At 59.7% G+C, this 15,250-nt stretch carries 16 protein-coding genes and 1 pseudogene; 10 read left to right on the top strand and 7 right to left on the bottom strand.

The features are described from left to right. Window positions 1-104: 104 nt before the first annotated feature. Window positions 105-1,685: an OprO/OprP family phosphate-selective porin gene (locus BLV07_RS39740; protein ID WP_091897327.1), complete on the top strand. Its 1,581-nt coding sequence runs from the start codon at window positions 105-107 to the stop codon at window positions 1,683-1,685. Between the two features lie 33 nt (window positions 1,686-1,718). On the opposite strand, the gene BLV07_RS39735 is transcribed toward BLV07_RS39740, so the two are convergent. Continuing rightward, the gene (locus BLV07_RS39735) at window positions 1,719-2,750 is read right to left on the bottom strand and encodes an AraC family transcriptional regulator (RefSeq protein WP_091897324.1); all 1,032 of its coding nucleotides are present in this window, start codon (window positions 2,748-2,750) and stop codon (window positions 1,719-1,721) included. A 132-nt stretch (window positions 2,751-2,882) separates the two neighbouring features. Here BLV07_RS39735 and BLV07_RS39730 point away from each other — a divergent pair, with 132 nt between their 5' ends. The 3 genes from BLV07_RS39730 to BLV07_RS46970 all read left to right on the top strand — a co-directional run bounded on the left by BLV07_RS39730 (window position 2,883) and on the right by BLV07_RS46970 (window position 5,172). Beyond that, window positions 2,883-3,419: a carboxymuconolactone decarboxylase family protein gene (locus BLV07_RS39730; protein ID WP_091897321.1), complete on the top strand. Its 537-nt coding sequence runs from the start codon at window positions 2,883-2,885 to the stop codon at window positions 3,417-3,419. Between the two features lie 44 nt (window positions 3,420-3,463). Next, a complete protein-coding gene (locus BLV07_RS39725) occupies window positions 3,464-3,970 on the top strand; it encodes a YkgB family protein (protein WP_091897318.1) in 507 nt (168 codons plus the stop codon). Window positions 3,971-4,752: 782 nt separating this feature from the next. Beyond that, entirely contained in the window at window positions 4,753-5,172 is a 420-nt protein-coding gene (locus BLV07_RS46970) for a hypothetical protein (RefSeq protein ID WP_143035653.1), read from the top strand. Between the two features lie 720 nt (window positions 5,173-5,892). Here the strand turns inward: BLV07_RS46970 and BLV07_RS39715 are convergent. Beyond that, window positions 5,893-6,747: a LysR substrate-binding domain-containing protein gene (locus BLV07_RS39715; RefSeq protein ID WP_091897312.1), complete on the bottom strand. Its 855-nt coding sequence runs from the start codon at window positions 6,745-6,747 to the stop codon at window positions 5,893-5,895. Window positions 6,748-6,934: 187 nt separating this feature from the next. On the opposite strand from BLV07_RS39715, the gene BLV07_RS39710 reads away from it, so the two are divergent. The 5 genes from BLV07_RS39710 (at window position 6,935) to BLV07_RS39690 (ending at window position 10,955) form a co-directional block, all read left to right on the top strand. After that, window positions 6,935-7,246: a DUF485 domain-containing protein gene (locus BLV07_RS39710; protein WP_091897309.1), complete on the top strand. Its 312-nt coding sequence runs from the start codon at window positions 6,935-6,937 to the stop codon at window positions 7,244-7,246. Between the two features lie 4 nt (window positions 7,247-7,250). Further along, window positions 7,251-8,774 (top strand): solute symporter family protein, encoded by a 1,524-nt coding sequence (locus BLV07_RS39705; RefSeq protein WP_091897306.1) that lies wholly within the window; start codon window positions 7,251-7,253, stop codon window positions 8,772-8,774. Window positions 8,775-8,842: 68 nt separating this feature from the next. After that, a complete protein-coding gene (locus BLV07_RS39700) occupies window positions 8,843-9,589 on the top strand; it encodes a haloacid dehalogenase type II (RefSeq protein WP_091897303.1) in 747 nt (248 codons plus the stop codon). 50 nt (window positions 9,590-9,639) lie between these two features. Continuing rightward, window positions 9,640-10,716, top strand: coding sequence for a Rossmann-fold NAD(P)-binding domain-containing protein (locus tag BLV07_RS39695; RefSeq protein ID WP_091897301.1), 1,077 nt, complete (start codon window positions 9,640-9,642; stop codon window positions 10,714-10,716). Next, complete coding sequence (locus BLV07_RS39690) at window positions 10,713-10,955, top strand: DUF2798 domain-containing protein (RefSeq protein ID WP_091897298.1); 243 nt, start codon at window positions 10,713-10,715, stop codon at window positions 10,953-10,955. Before BLV07_RS39695 ends, BLV07_RS39690 begins: the two co-directional genes overlap by 4 nt. Before the next feature lie 445 nt (window positions 10,956-11,400). Here the strand turns inward: BLV07_RS39690 and BLV07_RS39685 are convergent, their stop codons facing one another. The 5 genes from BLV07_RS39685 to BLV07_RS39665 all read right to left on the bottom strand — a co-directional run bounded on the left by BLV07_RS39685 (window position 11,401) and on the right by BLV07_RS39665 (window position 14,661). Then, window positions 11,401-11,652, bottom strand: coding sequence for a hypothetical protein (locus BLV07_RS39685; protein WP_041751139.1), 252 nt, complete (start codon window positions 11,650-11,652; stop codon window positions 11,401-11,403). Then, entirely contained in the window at window positions 11,649-13,298 is a 1,650-nt protein-coding gene (gene tnpC / locus BLV07_RS39680; protein ID WP_091897295.1) for an IS66 family transposase, read from the bottom strand. Before tnpC ends, BLV07_RS39685 begins: the two co-directional genes overlap by 4 nt. A 70-nt stretch (window positions 13,299-13,368) precedes the next feature. Further along, window positions 13,369-13,716, bottom strand: a complete 348-nt coding sequence (tnpB, locus tag BLV07_RS39675) for an IS66 family insertion sequence element accessory protein TnpB (RefSeq protein WP_018272609.1) — start codon at window positions 13,714-13,716, stop codon at window positions 13,369-13,371. Continuing rightward, on the bottom strand, window positions 13,713-14,108 hold the full coding sequence (gene tnpA, locus BLV07_RS50500) for an IS66-like element accessory protein TnpA (protein ID WP_091897292.1): 396 nt from the start codon (window positions 14,106-14,108) through the stop codon (window positions 13,713-13,715). Before tnpA ends, tnpB begins: the two co-directional genes overlap by 4 nt. Before the next feature lie 253 nt (window positions 14,109-14,361). Further along, window positions 14,362-14,661 (bottom strand): hypothetical protein, encoded by a 300-nt coding sequence (locus BLV07_RS39665; protein WP_091897289.1) that lies wholly within the window; start codon window positions 14,659-14,661, stop codon window positions 14,362-14,364. A 366-nt stretch (window positions 14,662-15,027) separates the two neighbouring features. Here BLV07_RS39665 and BLV07_RS39660 point away from each other — a divergent pair. Beyond that, a pseudogene (locus BLV07_RS39660) lies at window positions 15,028-15,204 on the top strand (DinB/UmuC family translesion DNA polymerase); the annotation flags it as partial. Window positions 15,205-15,250 lie beyond the last annotated feature (46 nt).

Raw genomic sequence — 15,250 nt, 5'->3', positions numbered from 1 at the left:
ACGATCGCATCAGGTGCGGCCGACAGCAGACCGTGCGTTCGTCTCGGCGCAGTCACGCACGCTGGATAGAGCGGGGAACAATTCATCAGCAAGGAGAAGATCGGGTGATCAGGACAACACTTGCAGCAGGAGTCGGTCTAGCAGCAGCCTTGGCGGCGCCGCAGGCCCAGGCACAGTCAGCCAGCAACAGCGAAGAGATCGCACTGCTCAAGCAACAGCTTCATCTGCTCGAGCGAAAGCTGGACCGGTTGCAGAAGCAAACGACGGCAAACACGCAGGCTGCAGCCAAGGCAAATGCAAAAGCAGACGCCACCAAGACGGCGGCCGCCAATGCCAACGCGGCACTTCCTGTCAAGGGCGCGCCTGTAGCATCCGGCGTCGTGGTGACCATGCCAAACAATCGTCCAACCATCTGCACAGCGGACGAGCAGAACTGTGTTTCGCTAACGAGCCGCGTGCATTTCGATGCCGGTGGTTATGACTACCACCCGAACACGGCTGGGACGGTACCACAGCGGCTCGACGACGGCACCAACCTGCGACGCGCGCGCATCGGCGTTCTTGGGAAGTTCTTCGGCGACTGGAATTACGTACTAATCTATGACTTTGGCGGCTCGTCGGACGGCTTTGGCGGCACGGCGCCAGGATCGCTGCCAGGCGGCGGCGTTTCCGGGGTTGAGAACGCGTATCTGAGCTACACGGGGCTAAAGCCCTTCGGCGGCAAGATGGCCATCGAAGGCGGCATCATGGATATCCCGTACACGCTTGATGAGGCGACGAGCTCCAACGATATTCTGTTCATGGAGCGAGCTTCGGCAGGTGTCATCGCGACCAATATCGCAGCCGGCGACTTCCGCTCGACCTTCGGCACGCGCTGGTGGAATGACGTGTTCTGGGCCGGCGCCTACGTCACCGGCCCGACGACCGGCGCCATTCATTCCGCTTCCAGTATCACTCCCCCGGGTACCACCGAGCAGTATGGCGCGGTGGCGCGTGCCGCCGGCCAGATCGTCAGTGGCAAGGACTATTCGCTGCATCTGGGCGCCGATGCCGAGTGGCTGATCCAGCCGCCGCACAATCTCGTGACTGGCGCGCAGACCGTGACCCTGAGCGACCGCCCCGAGCTGCGTATCGATCCCACCGCGCTGATTTCGACCGGCGCCATCGCAAATGCCTCAGGCGCGCAGGTCTACAGCATCGAAACTGCGGCGACCTACGGACCGCTTTGGCTACAGGGTGAGTATTACTGGTTCAATGTGGATCGCGGCGCCGCGACCGGACTGCCTCCGTTCGGCGCGCCAAGCCTGAAATTCCAGGGCGGCTACGCGCAGGCGAGCTATGTTCTGACTGGGGAAACTCACACCTACAATCCGGCGGCCGCGGCCTATAACGGCATTAACCCCACCAACCCGTTCTCGTTGGCAGGTGGCGGCTGGGGAGCCTGGGAGATTGCCGGCCGCGTCTCAACCATCGATCTGAATGATCAGCTCGCGACAGCCACGGGCATCGCCGGCGGCCGTCAGACGATCTACACCGCTGGCCTGAACTGGTACGTTAATCGCAACGTCCGGTTCATGCTCAACTACGTGCATGGCAACATCTCCAAACAGGCAGCACCGACAGGCGCGGCAGACGTGGGCTCAAAATTCGATGCTATCGCGATGCGGACGCAAGTAGCATTCTGATCGCGCCAGGCGGGGCCGTGCCGAAACGCGCGCCTAGAACCTGTTGCGCGGGACCGAGCTGGCTGCAACAGTCCGAGCGTTGTCCTTATCGGCCCGCTCTCTCTCGGTCCTGACCGACATCGCGTCGGTGAGGACCGCCCTTGCGTGCGCCTTGCGCCATTGGGCGGGAGTGATCCCCATTTGGCTCTTGAATGCGCGCTGGAAAGCCGCCTCTGATTGATATCCGACCGTTTCCGCCACCGCACCGGTCGATATCGAAGGCTTTCTCAACTCATTCGCTGCAAGCGTCATCCGGATATCGGTCAAGAGATCGCCCGCCGAGCGTCCAAGCTTTTCCTGGAATTGCCGCGCGAGCGTAGCCCGCGACATGCTGCACAGGCGTGCGAGATCCGGCAGCGACCATGCGCGCGCAGGCTCGTTGAACAGAGCGGCCACGGCCGGTGCCAAGCGGGGATGACCAGCCAGGGCGAGGAGACCGCGGGGGGCGGCGTCGGTCTCGCCGGCGAGCCGCAGCACGAGCGCGAACATCGCCGTGGACAGCGCGTTCAGCATCGCGCGACCGCCCAGGTGATCGTCTACCGCTTCGTTGCGCATCAGCGAAACGAGGCCTGCGAGTTGTGCGGCGCTCGCCGGCTGTCCGCTGCGAGTGCCGGCATGCACCACCAGACGCGGCGGCAAGTAGTTGCGCAGCAGCCGATCGTGCGGCGGCGCAATCGCAAAATGGCCACACAGTAAATCGAGCCGCTCGCCGCTGCCGGCGTTATCACTGATCACAAGATTAAGGTGCTGGTGATTTTGCGCCCGCTTCGCTCGCGCCCCACTGCCGTCGTGCATGATGTGCCGGGGGTTTCCAGGGAGCAGAAGGATGTCGCCGGCCATCAGCTGCAGCGGCTTGCCGCCAGCCGGATCTTCCAGCAGTGCTGAGCCGCCGACGACCGCGTGATAAGGGATTTCGTTCGCCTCGCCCGGCCCCTGGTCGATGCGCCAGGGCGCGCCGTAGGAGCAGCGCAAGTCTAGCCGCCCCCGGACCGGCATCATCTCGAACAGCCGGCTGAGCCAATCCATGCGACCTCCTGAATGCGACCAGCATGAGACGATGGAGCATATAGTCGAGCCGATACAGCATTCAAAGTATCATGGCGTGGTCATACTGTCACTCCGCAATCCGTTCACCAAACCTCACAAAGGAGTGCCACCGTGTCCCGTCTCTCAGTCCCCAATCTCGAAACCACAACCGGCCCGTCAGGCCAGATCTATGCGCAAATCAAGAAGACCATCGGCAGCGTGCCGAACACCTTCGCGGCCCTTGCCGCCCATGGTCCGGCTGCCCTCAAGTCAGTACTCGCCGCCGATGCGGTGCTCGCGGCGGGCACACTGACCAAGTCCGATCAGGAGGTCATCAAGCTGGTGATCAGCGAAGCAGCGGGTTGTGATTACTGTGTCGCCGCCCACAACCATCTCGCCAAGCTCGCCGGCGTGAAGCCGGAGCCGCTCAAGCAGCTCCTTGGTGGCCAGCACACTGGCGACGCCAAGCGCGACGCGCTAATCGGCTTTGTCCGCAAGCTTGCGCAGTCCAGGGGTACCGTCAGCGACGAGGATTTCGTCGCGATCAAGGCCGCCGGCTATACCGACGCGCAGCTCGTGGAGATCAGCCTGGCCTTCGCGACGACTGTCTTCACCAACGTCTTCAACCGCATCAACGACACCGAGATCGACTTTCCCGCAGTCGCGTGAAGCGACCGTGCGCGCGTCAGATCTTGCATGAAAGGATTACGACCATGACCACGCTTGCCAACACCACGCAAAATCCTCTTGTCCGCGCGCTGCACAGGTCCGGCCTGCTTGCGGATGATCTCGACTACCACGCCGTCCGAGCCTCGATGGTGATCATGTTCTTCTTCTTCGGGTACCAGAAGTGGTTTCCGTACGAGTTCGAACGATTGGTCCCATTCATCAGCAACGGGCCACTGATCTGGTGGCTATATCCGGTCTTTGGTCACGCCGGTGCGAGCTATTTCCTGGGCGTCTCCGAGTGGACGTTCGGAACCTTGCTGATCGCCGGCTTTTGGGACAAGCGGCTCGGCGTTCTTGGCGCGCTCGGCGCCACTGGCACCTTCATCGCGACCGTCACGATCATCCCGTTCATGCCGGAGGGCTGGGACGTCGCTGCGGGAGGCTTCCCTGCCATGACCGGCAACGTGCCCTTCCTGATGAAGGACGTCGTTCTACTCGCCGTTTCGCTCTACCTGCTAAGGCAGGACGTGGTTCGCCTGACGCGACACTAAGATGGCACTCTGCTGATGGCGACGCGTCGCCGGCGAGCCCGTCGCGCTCGCCGGCGATAGCGCGTTCGGCGATGGAGAACGGGTGCGGCGGAGAATACGTGGGTCCCAGAGTATCTCGAATCTTATAGATCGCACTGTACCGGCTGATCCGAACAAGGCAGTCGCTTTCGAAGAAGAGATGGTCACAATCGCCTGGACGGCTACGCCTCCAACGTTCGGCTGTGCGCGATAGAGGGTAAGACCTCAAAAGCTTGCAGTTTCGTCTTCGCGATTCCGCCGAGCCGCCGCGCCAGCGGCCCAACCGACTTAAATCGAGCCGTCCGTCTACCATGCCGCCGACCTGGCGCTGGTAATCTGAGAAAATGCATGACCGCATCCCAACAGATGGTGCGGGATGGTAATCTGAACTCCAGCAGGCTGGCCTGCTACGCCGGTCTTCACCCTTCGGCCCCGACCTGTGCACGCGCTCTCGCTGATCGTGAGATTGAGGCTTGAGCGATTTCGCGCCGCACCGCCGATCCGCCGACAACCGCGTACACGGGATTTCTCCGACCTCGCCGGGCCCTTTCAATGCGCCAGGGCGCGCAGAAGAGTCGCGCAGATCGAGCCGGCCGCGCCCCGGGATCACCTCGACAAGTCCGCTGAGCCAATCCATGGCTCGCTTGCGGACACCTTAAAATTGAGACGATAGAGCATGTAAGTGATACCTCATGGCATTCAACGTCTCATCGCGGGTTCTTACAGTCACTCTTCAAATCGGTCGCTGCTCAAGGAGTCTCACTATGTCACGTGCTTCTGTTCCCATCTCTGAAGCCGCCACCGCCAGCACAGAAATCTATATCCAGATCAAACGAGCGTTTGGCAGCGTGTCGAACATCGTCGCGGCAATTCGTGATGGTGAGCCAACCCTACATGCCGAACGCGACGCGCTGGTCCGTTTCATCCGTACTATGGCACGAACGAGCGAAACCACAGGCGACGAGGACGACTTCGCGACGATCGGGACAACTGGGTACACGGAGGCAGCGTCGATAGACATCAATCTCGCCTCTAACATCCCGGGTAGATCTCCACGCATGATTAGTTTCTCACATTGGGGAATGATCGAAATTCCCTCCACGCTGTACTTCTCGAAATCGGTCAGCATCGTCACGTCGTTTTCAACGGCATCATCGACGAGACTGACCACGACCAGCCGTTAACAATCAGTCTCGATTTTCGACCTCGCTGCTGGCCTTCGGAAGCGTGACCCACGGCTTCGTCCAACATGAGCTCATGGCCTCCTTCGGCACGTCTGTTCGTACGAGGAGAGCTATCAGAACGGCATCGATGTGTTCGTCGCAGGCCTGCCTACGCTCATAAGACCGACGCGAACAGCCAGATAGCTGGGATCCATCGTTTCTGACTTTGTGGGATCTGCAACGAAATCTGGTGGCACGAAGGCCCCTGACCGACTAGGGCATCGCGGTGGGAAGCTACTGCCTCTTGCAGTCTTGCGGTTCGGTCTCCCGCTCTGTATGGGCAGTGATTGGCTGTTAGCCTGGTCTCGTGGTGGCCTTTCCATGCTCAGCCACAGATTATCGCGATGACGATCAGCTAATCGCCCGACGCAAGGGGCCAGGATGGTCCAGCCAGTCATTGAGCCTAGGAGCTTCAAACTCTACCAGCGTGCCGGCCCCATTGGTCGCGCACCTGCATCACCGGGAAATCCTCGCATCTTTTTCCAGAAGTCAGCGGGAATCTGCTTGCGGCCACGCCCAACCGGCACTGGCTTGAGTACGCCGACTGGGCGGAGCCAATCTTACGGGAGCCGGTTGAGATACCTGATGGAAAGGCCGCAGTCCCACAGCGACTAGGACATCGAATGAGGTGGATCACGATGTGATCGCAAAGTTCAGGCTAGGCCCCGAGAACTGGCCGGCCTAGGAGTCGGTAAGACTGTCAGCCAAATAATTTGCAAGCTCGCTGACCACGCGCGACTTGCTGCGCCGCCCGTACGAGTAGACAAGTTCTACACTCGGAAGATGCGGCAGCCCCAGTCCATGACGAACCACGCGTAAGGGGGGTGTCACCAAAGCGCGTGCAAGCACCGTTATACCGAGGCCCTCTACGGCGGCCGATTTGAGGCACTCGAAGCTTGGGCTGACAAAGCTGACATGCCACGGTCGGCCGCGTTCCTTCAACGCAGCCACCGCGAATCGTCGATACGCGCAACCCTCCGGAAACAGGATGAGAGGTAGGGAGTTCAGCGTGTCCGGCGAGTAGTGGGGCCCGCTCGCCCAAACAAGTTGCTCGCGCAATGCAACGATTCCGTTTTTGGCTCCGGTCTGCTGCTTGAAGAACGCCAAATCGAATTCGCCGCGCGCACTGCGCTTCATCAGATCTTCGGACTGGTTGGCTTCGATCTCCAGCCCGACCATAGGGTGCTTGTTCTTGAATTGCGCAAGCCAAGTGGCGAAGTTGCGCCCGAAGAAATCGTAGGGCACTCCGAGCCGCACGGAGCCCATCAGCATATCGTCGGACATTGATGCGTAGGCTTCGTCGTTGAGCTGCAGGATACGCCTTGCGAATTGCAGCAGCTTGCCGCCTTCCGAGGTCAGTTCGATGACGCGCCCTTTTCTACGAACCAGCAGGCCCTTGCCCACCTGAGTTTCCAGCTTCGCTATCTGCTGGCTCACCGTCGATTGCGAACGACCGACGCTGTCGGCGGCTCGCGAGATGCTCATGCTTTCGGCGACGACAACGAAGGAACGAAGACAATCGATGTCGAAGTTCAAGGATCAACTCCATAATCGGATATTGCGATAGTCATCATCACGATTATTCATTTTGTCACTTAAAGCCCATTTCGTAAAGATGCATATCCCGGTCCAGCTTGTTTCAGCCGGGTGAACTCGCAGCGGCATGCGAGAACAAGAAAGGCCGCCACTTAAGGCGCAACCTTGAAAACATAAGGGGAGGACCATGGTCCACACTGGGTCGTCACTGGAGGCTGCACACGCCTCCATAAGGGTCTTGGTAGGAGAGAAACTCCGGTATCTCGTGCCAATGACGGTCATCTTTATGACGTGTTACATCGGAGTCACCATTCTCGCGGGCTTTGACAAGGAGGTCGTTGGAACGAGCATCGTCGGTTCCGTCAACCTCGGCTTCGTCCTGATAGCACTCAATTACGTGCTGTCATGGGGGCTTGCGATAGCCTACGGCTGCATCGCCCAAAAGAAGTTCGATCCGCTGGCAGCGCGCGCCGCCGCCGCTTCCCGAAAAGCGGAGTAGTGCAATGAACATCACTTTGGGAATTTTCACGGTTATACTGCTGATCACCATCGGGATCACTTATTGGGCTGCCAAGCGAACGGCGACGACCAGTGACTTCTACGCGGCCGACAGTGGACTTACGGCCGCCCAGAACGGCTTTGCTCTGGCGGGCGACTGGTGCAGCGCCGCGGCGTTCCTGGGCTTCAGCGGACTTACCGCGCTCTACGGAATGGACGGAGCGCTTTATGCTCTCGGCCCGCTCGTGGCGTTCTGCACCGTGCTTTTTCTTATAGCCGAGCCGATGCGCAACACGGGCAAGTATACGCTCGGCGACATCGTCCGTAGTCGAATGCAAACCAGAACCTCGCTTCTCGCCGTCATCGCGGGAACGGTCATCGTCAACTTCACCTATCTGATGCCACAGATGGCAGGCGCGGGAGTTCTCGTCCGGCTGCTCACGGGCATTTCGTACGATTGGGCAGTGGTCTTCGTCGGAATCAGCATGATCGTCTATGTCGCATTCGGCGGCATGCTGGCGACAACATGGGTCCAAATCGTGAAGGCGGTTCTCATGATGAGCGCAGGAGCCATCATTCTGGTGATGATCCTGACGATGGTGAAGTTCAATCCGTTGCTCCTCTTTGAGCAAGCCGAGAAGAAATACACGGCAAGTTATTTGCTGCCGGGCAATTATCTGAAGAACCCGTTCGACCAGATCTCGCTCGGATTGGGCTATGTCCTCGGCCTCGCAGGTTTGCCCCATGTTATGACACGCTTCTATACGGTGCCGGATGCCAAGGCGGCGCGACGTTCCGTGGTCTGGGTAATGTTTCTCGCGGGTGTTTTCTTCGTCTGCACGACCATTTTCGGTTTGGCCGCCGCGGATTTTCTCGGTCAGGACACCATCCGGGCCGCAGACAAGGGCGGCAATCTCGCGCTTCCCTTGCTTGCTCAGTATCTCGGCGGAGGCAAAGGAAGCCTCGGCGGGGATCTCTTGCTCGGCTTTGTCGCCGCGGTAGCCGTGGCCACTATCCTGGCAGTGGTTTCGGCTTTGACCCTGTCGACATCGAGCGCCATAGCGCATGATTTTTACGTCAACTGGGTCAAGCACGGCCGTGTAGAAGGCAAGCACGAAGTCTGGATCGCGCGGGCGAGCGCCGTTCTGATCGGAGTGCTTGCGATCGCACTCGGCGTTCTCGCCCAGGGCGTCAACGTTGCGGTGCTGGTTATTCTGGCTATCTGCGTAGCGGCAAGCGCCAACTTTCCAGTGTTGGTACTGTCGCTCTTTTGGCGGCGATTCAATACAGGTGGCGTGATCGGCGGAATGACGCTGGGGCTCGTATCGTCGGTCGTGCTGGCAATGATCGGGCCGGCGATGCGCGGCGCAGATGCATTGTGGCCGCTCGTCAACCCAACGATCGTGTCGCTGCCGCTGGGCTTCCTCGGTGCTGTGCTGGGGACATTATTGGCCGGTCGCGACTTCGACAACGAAAAACGCTTCGACGCGTTCCTGTTCCAGGTACACACCGGCGTAGAACCGAAGTGAGCCGACCTCCCTCATGCCCCTTCGTGCGAAGTCACCGAAACTCACATCCCCGAACGAGAGCTAATCCAGTGGCCATCAAAGCAGTTGTTTTCGACGCCTACGGTACCCTTTACGACATCCAGTCGGTTGCCTCGATCACTGACGTGGCATTTCCGGGCTATGGAGAAATGATCACGCAGATCTGGCGCATCAAGCAGCTCGAATACACCTGGTTACGCTCCTTGATGCGTCGCTATGAGGATTTCTCCGTCATTACCCGCGAATCGCTCGCATACACATTAAGAACTCTCGGCTTGAAGTACGATGCCGGCGTGTTCGAGCGGATCATGGACAAGTACGTACATCTCGATCTTTATCCGGACGCGAGGCGGACCCTGACTGATCTGAGGCAGTACAAGCTCGCCATACTATCAAATGGCAGCTCGGACATGCTGAACACCCTCGTTTGCAATACCGGTTTGGACGCAATCCTCGACGCAACCATCAGCATCGACTCGAAGCGGATATTCAAGCCTAGCCCGGAGGCCTATTCGCTAATCGAACACCACCTCGGGGTCACGCCCGCGCAGGTTATGTTCGTTTCCTCCAATCCATGGGATGCCATCGGTGCAAAGTCGGTTGGCCTGAACACGGTCTGGATTGAGCGGGTATCGCCTGAAGCGATGGCGGAAGCCTGCCGGAATAGCGATCTTGTGCCGCCGCTGACGATGTTCAAGGCGCTGCGCATGCAGATGGACGAACACGGCTTGGCGCCCGACTATCGAGCCCATGGACTCTCGGCACTTGCCGAGATCCTTTCGTCCGTACCAGCGTAGCGATTACCCAGCAAGATAACGATACCAGAATTAAGCTGAAGGAAGGCTCCATGTCCAAGTACAACATTCTTATCCTGGGTGCATCGTACGGTTCACTTCTCGCGTCGAAGATCCTCTTTGGCGGTCATTCAATTAAGCTGGTTTGCCTGCCGGCGGAGGCGGACCTCATCAATTCCGAGGGCTTTCGCGTCAGGATTCCGGTTCGCGGCCGAAGCGAACCGGTCGAACTCGATTCGCGGCGGCTACCCGGCCGAGTCTCTGCGGCGGAAGCCGCGGAGGTCGATCCGCGAGAATTCGACCTCATCGGCTTAGCGATGCAGGAGCCACAGTATGGATCGCCGGGCGTTAGAGAACTTCTTAAAGCGATCGCGATGTCGCATGTGCCGTGCATGTCGATCATGAACATGCCTCCACTACCCTATATGAGGCGCATTCCGGGAGTGAATTCTGAACTGCTCAAGCCGGCGTATACAACGCCGGCCTTATGGGATGATTTCGATCCGGCGACCATCACGCTGTGCAGTCCAGACCCGCAAGCGATTAGGCCGCCAGACGAGAAGGTGAACGTACTTCAGGTCACGCTGCCGACCAATTTCAAGGTTGCACGCTTCGATATCGAGACGGGGAACGAGATCCTCCGACAGTTGGAGCGGGAGATCAATGACGCGCGGCTCGATACGACCGAAGGCAGGATTGAGTTGCCGGTGAAGCTGCGGTTCTACGAATCCAAGTTCGTTCCATTGGCCAAATGGGCGATGCTGATGGCCGGCAACTATCGCTGCATTACTGAAGACGGTATGCGAACGGCACGAGAGGCCGTCCATTCTGACCTGGAAGCCTCGCGATCCATCTACGACTTTGTGCTCGACGTGTGCGTGAGTGTTGGCGCCTTGCGGGACGAGTTGGTTAGCTTCGAGAAGTACGCCGCAGCCGCCGACGGCCTATCGCGTCCTGCGTCAGCCGCTCGTGCGTTGAATAATGGCGCTCCCAACATCGAACGGGCGGATAAACTGGTTCAGCTCGTCGCAATGCAGAGCGGCATGAGCCATCCAATCCTCGAGGAAGTTGTAAACCTCGTCGATCGGCGGCTGGAGGCCAATCGGAAATCAAAGTCCGCAGCAGCATGACAACGCATTTTTTGCCGAAAATATCCCGCAAACACGGGCACTTCGTGTTTGGCGTGATCCAATCCGGCCTGACAGCTGCGATTGCTTCCGGCGTAGCGAATTTTCACCTTGTTAAGGAGGGCGTGTTCATCCTCAGCTGGCTCGGGACTTGGCTGACGTCCTGGACCTTGATGGTGCCCATTGTGCTGATCGCCGCGCCAGTAATTCGCCGAATAGTGAGTTCTATTAGCTACGAGTAAGTGGTTCGAGCCCCGTCGTCTTACAGGCGGAAAGCATCAATCCGGATCGGATCACCCGCTGGCAGGAGTGGGCCCTGATCAGGCAGACAAGCTCGACCCCATCGCTACCGGGCGTATCTGGGATGACAGACAACCCGTAAGACCGCACCCGGGGCACCTAAACCTGCATGATTCAGAGTGTAAGCGTCATGGCTCTTGGCGGAGCAGTGACGAAACCCAGCTACGGAGCGCCTTTTTACGTGACACTAGTTTAGCGGCAATTTCGTCGGAATTGCCTATTCCCGACTGCTTGCAAGATTCCAGGATGCACTCGTCGCTCAGCGATTCAATTGCTGCCAAGACTGCCTCAACGCAGCCAGCATCACGATTGTCCATGAGCTGCTGAATAATCGCTACGCCGTCAAGCCCATCGTACGCATCCGGCGTAGGCCGCAGGCTGGTTGGATCATTCCCGTTGCCAGCGCGTGAGCAGCTTGGGGTTTTCTTTGTAGAACCTGACGAGCTCGATCAGGTTTTCGATGCCAAAGTCGGTGAACGCCTGAACACCATCTTCGCCGACGCCATAGACCCAGATCAGGCCGTCCTCGATCTCCATTTCGATGGCAATGTCGCGCAGCCAGTCTTCGTCTTCACCGAGGTCCTTTGCGACCTGGGTGATGGTGGTGACGTGATGAACCTTGTTGACGTGCGTGGTCATGCCGCTCGAGCGGAGAACGCTGACGCCGGCGTCCAATTCCAGGGCAGAAGCTCGTCCAGCCGGTGAGCTGGGTGGGCGGCGATGCGGGCAAGGATATCCGTGAGCCAGGCCTGTGGATCGACGCCATTCATTTTGGCCGTGATGATCAAGCTATACATGGAAGCCGCGCGCCGTCCGCCGCGATCAGAGCCGCAAAACAACCAGGATTTTCGTCCAAGAGCGATGCCTCGCAAGCCTCTTTCGGCGGCATTGTTCGAGAGACAGACTCGTCCGTCCTCCAGGAACAGCGTGAAGCTCGTCCACCGCTTCAGGATGTAGTTGAACGCCTTGGCCAGGTCGTGCCCACGGGACAGCTTGGCGAGTTGCTCGCGCATGTAGACCTGAAGGTCCTCGACCAGAGGCCGGCTCAGCGTCTGTCGCATCTGAAGACGCTCTTCGGCGCTCCTGCCATTGATGGAGCGCTCGATCTCGAACAGCGTATCGATCCGCCGCACGACCTCGACCGCGATCGGCGAGAGCGGGATCTCCTTCTTGCCGGTGGCCTTGCGACGCGCATTCTCTTCGATATCGGCCATGGCGAAGAATGGGCGCCGCGCATGGACCCAACACGCCGCTTCCCGGATCGGTCCAGGGTGGCGTCCCGCCAGATAGAGCTGGTTGTACCCGTCATAGGCGTCGGCCTGCAGGATGCCGGCATACCCCGCCAGATGCGCCTGGGGATGCTCGCCCCTGCGGTCGCGGGAGTAGTAGAACATCGCCGCCGGCGGCCCGGCGCCGCCAAACGGCCGATCGTCCCGGACGTAGATCCAGCACCGTGCCATATCGGTCTTGCCCTTGGCCAGCACCGGCACCGTCGTATCATCGGCATGCAGGCGCTCGGCCGCCATCACATGGGCTTCGACCAGGCGCAGCAGGGGATCCAGCGACGCACTGACCGATCCCACGGCGTCCGCCATGGTCGACAGCGCGATCGGCACGCCTTCCAGGGCGTAGCGCTCAGCCTGGCGGTTTAAAGGCTGATGTTGGCCGAACTTCTCGAACATGATCATGGCCAACAGGCTCGGGCCGGCCCATCCCCGTGCGACGGCATGGAATGGCGCCGGGGCTTGGCTGATCTTCTCGCAGTCGCGACAGGAGAACTTTTCCCGCACCGTCTCGATCACCTTCCACTGGCGCGGTACCACTTCCAGTGTCCTCGTCACGTCCTCGCCGAGCTTGCGCAGACGGTTGCTGCCGCAGCACTCGCAAGCCGTCGGCGGCTCGATCACCACTCGTTCGCGCCGTAAATGCTCAGGGAACGTCTGGCGTTCGCCGCGCTGGCGCGTAAATCCGCGCACCGTCGTCGTCTTGGCCACGGCCTGTTCCGCCGCCAGCTCGTCCTCGGTGGCGTCGGCTTCCAGCTCCTCGAGTGCCAATGCCAACTGCTCGATCAGGCGCGACGAACGCTCCGACCGCTGGCCGTAGATCTGATGCTTTAGCTTGGCAATTTGCAGCTTCTGCTGGGCAATTAAAGCTTCGTCCTCGGACGCCTTCGCATGGGCGACCGCAAGTTCAGCGGCGATCTCCAGACCCTTCGCGCGCTCGACTGCCAGCGCCTTCTTCAGGGCAGCAACGTCATCCGGAACAGCGTCGCGCTCGGCATCCATGCGACGCAGTGAATCACAGATTGGAAGCGTTGGGACTCCCCAAAAATACAAAATCTGCTGGATTTGGTGCTCAACCCGCGCTTCTCGGTCGCCAGCTCAGTTGTGGATTCCGCCAGTCGATCCCTTCCAGCATATAGGCCATCTGTGCCGCTGAGATCGATACCGCGCCGTCCGACGCCGAAGGCCAGATGAACTTGCCTCGGTCCAGGCGCTTGGCATAGAGCGACATGCCCAACCCATCATGCCAAAGAATCTTGACCAGATCGCCGCTGCGGCCCCGGAAGATATAGAGATCGCCGGCATGGGGATCGCGCTTCAGGCTCTCCTGAACCGTAAGAGCCAGGCTTCGCATGCCGCGGCGCATATCGGTGTGGCCGGTCGCGATCCAGACTCTGACGCCGCTCGGAATCGGAATCATCGTCGTCGCAAGAGCTCAAGAACCTGCTGCAGCGCCTCAACGTCCACGTCACGGTCAACGCGAACGCGACAGCCGCCCCCGAGCTCAATCTCGATGATTCCAGCCCTTGAACGCTGCGCCGGCGGTGAAGACGCCAGTTGTGGTGCGCCGATCGAGATCGGAGCCGCCACCGGCGTGATCTCGACGGGAACAAGAGCGGGCGCAGCATCTCCGCCCAGTCGCCCCTGGCGCGCCTGTCGACGCCAGGTGAACAGCAGGCTATGAGCCACCCCGTGCCGGCGTGCCACCCCGCAGACCGTCTCGCCGGGCTGCAACGTCTCTTCGACAAGGCGGACCTTCTCGTCGTAACTCCATCGCCGCCGACGCTCGGCGCCCAACACATTGACCTGCATTCCCGACGTGACCTTAAAGCTAGACTTAAGGTCAAATCCTCAGGCCGCCTCGCAAACTGCACAAGGCGGCCTTCGCCGGAGAGATACAGCCCATCGGCCCTCCACTCGAAGCAATTTCCGAGGTCTATGGCTTCAATATAGAGGTTACCTTCTCCATCGGGAGTGACTACGAAGTTGCAGTCCTTGCCGTGGTCTCCAGCCCCAATCCAGAGCAAAAACGGGATGAGACCGCTCGCCTTTTTTAGGGCAGCGATTATGTCTTCTTGTGCGCGCTTTGCGCGAGATAGAGGGATGCTATCAATACTGCGCACACGAGAGACCACAGCTGCGTTACCAGCGAGGATTCCCCACTCGACCTTTGCGACCGGCGCAAGAACCAGTTCGCCAAGTTGGAAGCCAGCCATTCCTCCCCAAGCCTGTCATACTTGAGATAGCCGAGTTCATCACCGCGCTTTACCCAGATGCCCGAACCCTCTTCTGGCTTGAACCGACTCACATCGGCCTCCCAAAGCTTGGGTTCTCGGCTGGTTTGACCACTGGTGCGCATTTTCATTTTCCGTCCTTGCCTGATACTTATGCAATCACCGAAGAGCGCGACGCAGCAGTCTCATAACAGCCTACAGTCAGACGTAAACTCTTAATCCTCAACGCGCTAGGCTTTCGCTGCCAGTTTTCGTCCTGACCTCTTCGATTACGGCGCGATACTCGGCTTCGGTCTCGATCTCGGTTCAGTTGAACTTTCCTCGCAAGGGCCGTCTACTCGATGATGATCCGGTCGATGGGACAGTACGGTGGCTCCGGGATGCGGGCCAAACACCAATAGTACTTCAACAGCAGGTTCAGGACCTTTTGCGCAACGACATACCAGTAGATGCCGTCCCGCAAAGGTGTCGGGGATGATTGGCTGCCGAACTCGACCACACGCAGCCGGTCCGTCCCTGCGGCCGTCGCGAACCGGAATGATCTCGCAGAACTGGCGATCGGCCTGCTGGAGGAAAACACGCCTCCTCCCAAGCCGGTTCGCCTTTTGGGGGTGTCGCTGTCTTCCCTTCAATTCGGGGATGATGCGGAGCCGCAACTGGATTTCGGGCTTTGACCCGGATTAGATTTGTACCGACCAGCCGCGATGCGCGGGAGCCGCA

The sequence above is a fragment of the Bradyrhizobium sp. Rc2d genome, assembly GCF_900099855.1.
Lineage (GTDB): Bacteria > Pseudomonadota > Alphaproteobacteria > Rhizobiales > Xanthobacteraceae > Bradyrhizobium.
This window is presented reverse-complemented; position numbering and strand designations above follow the sequence as displayed.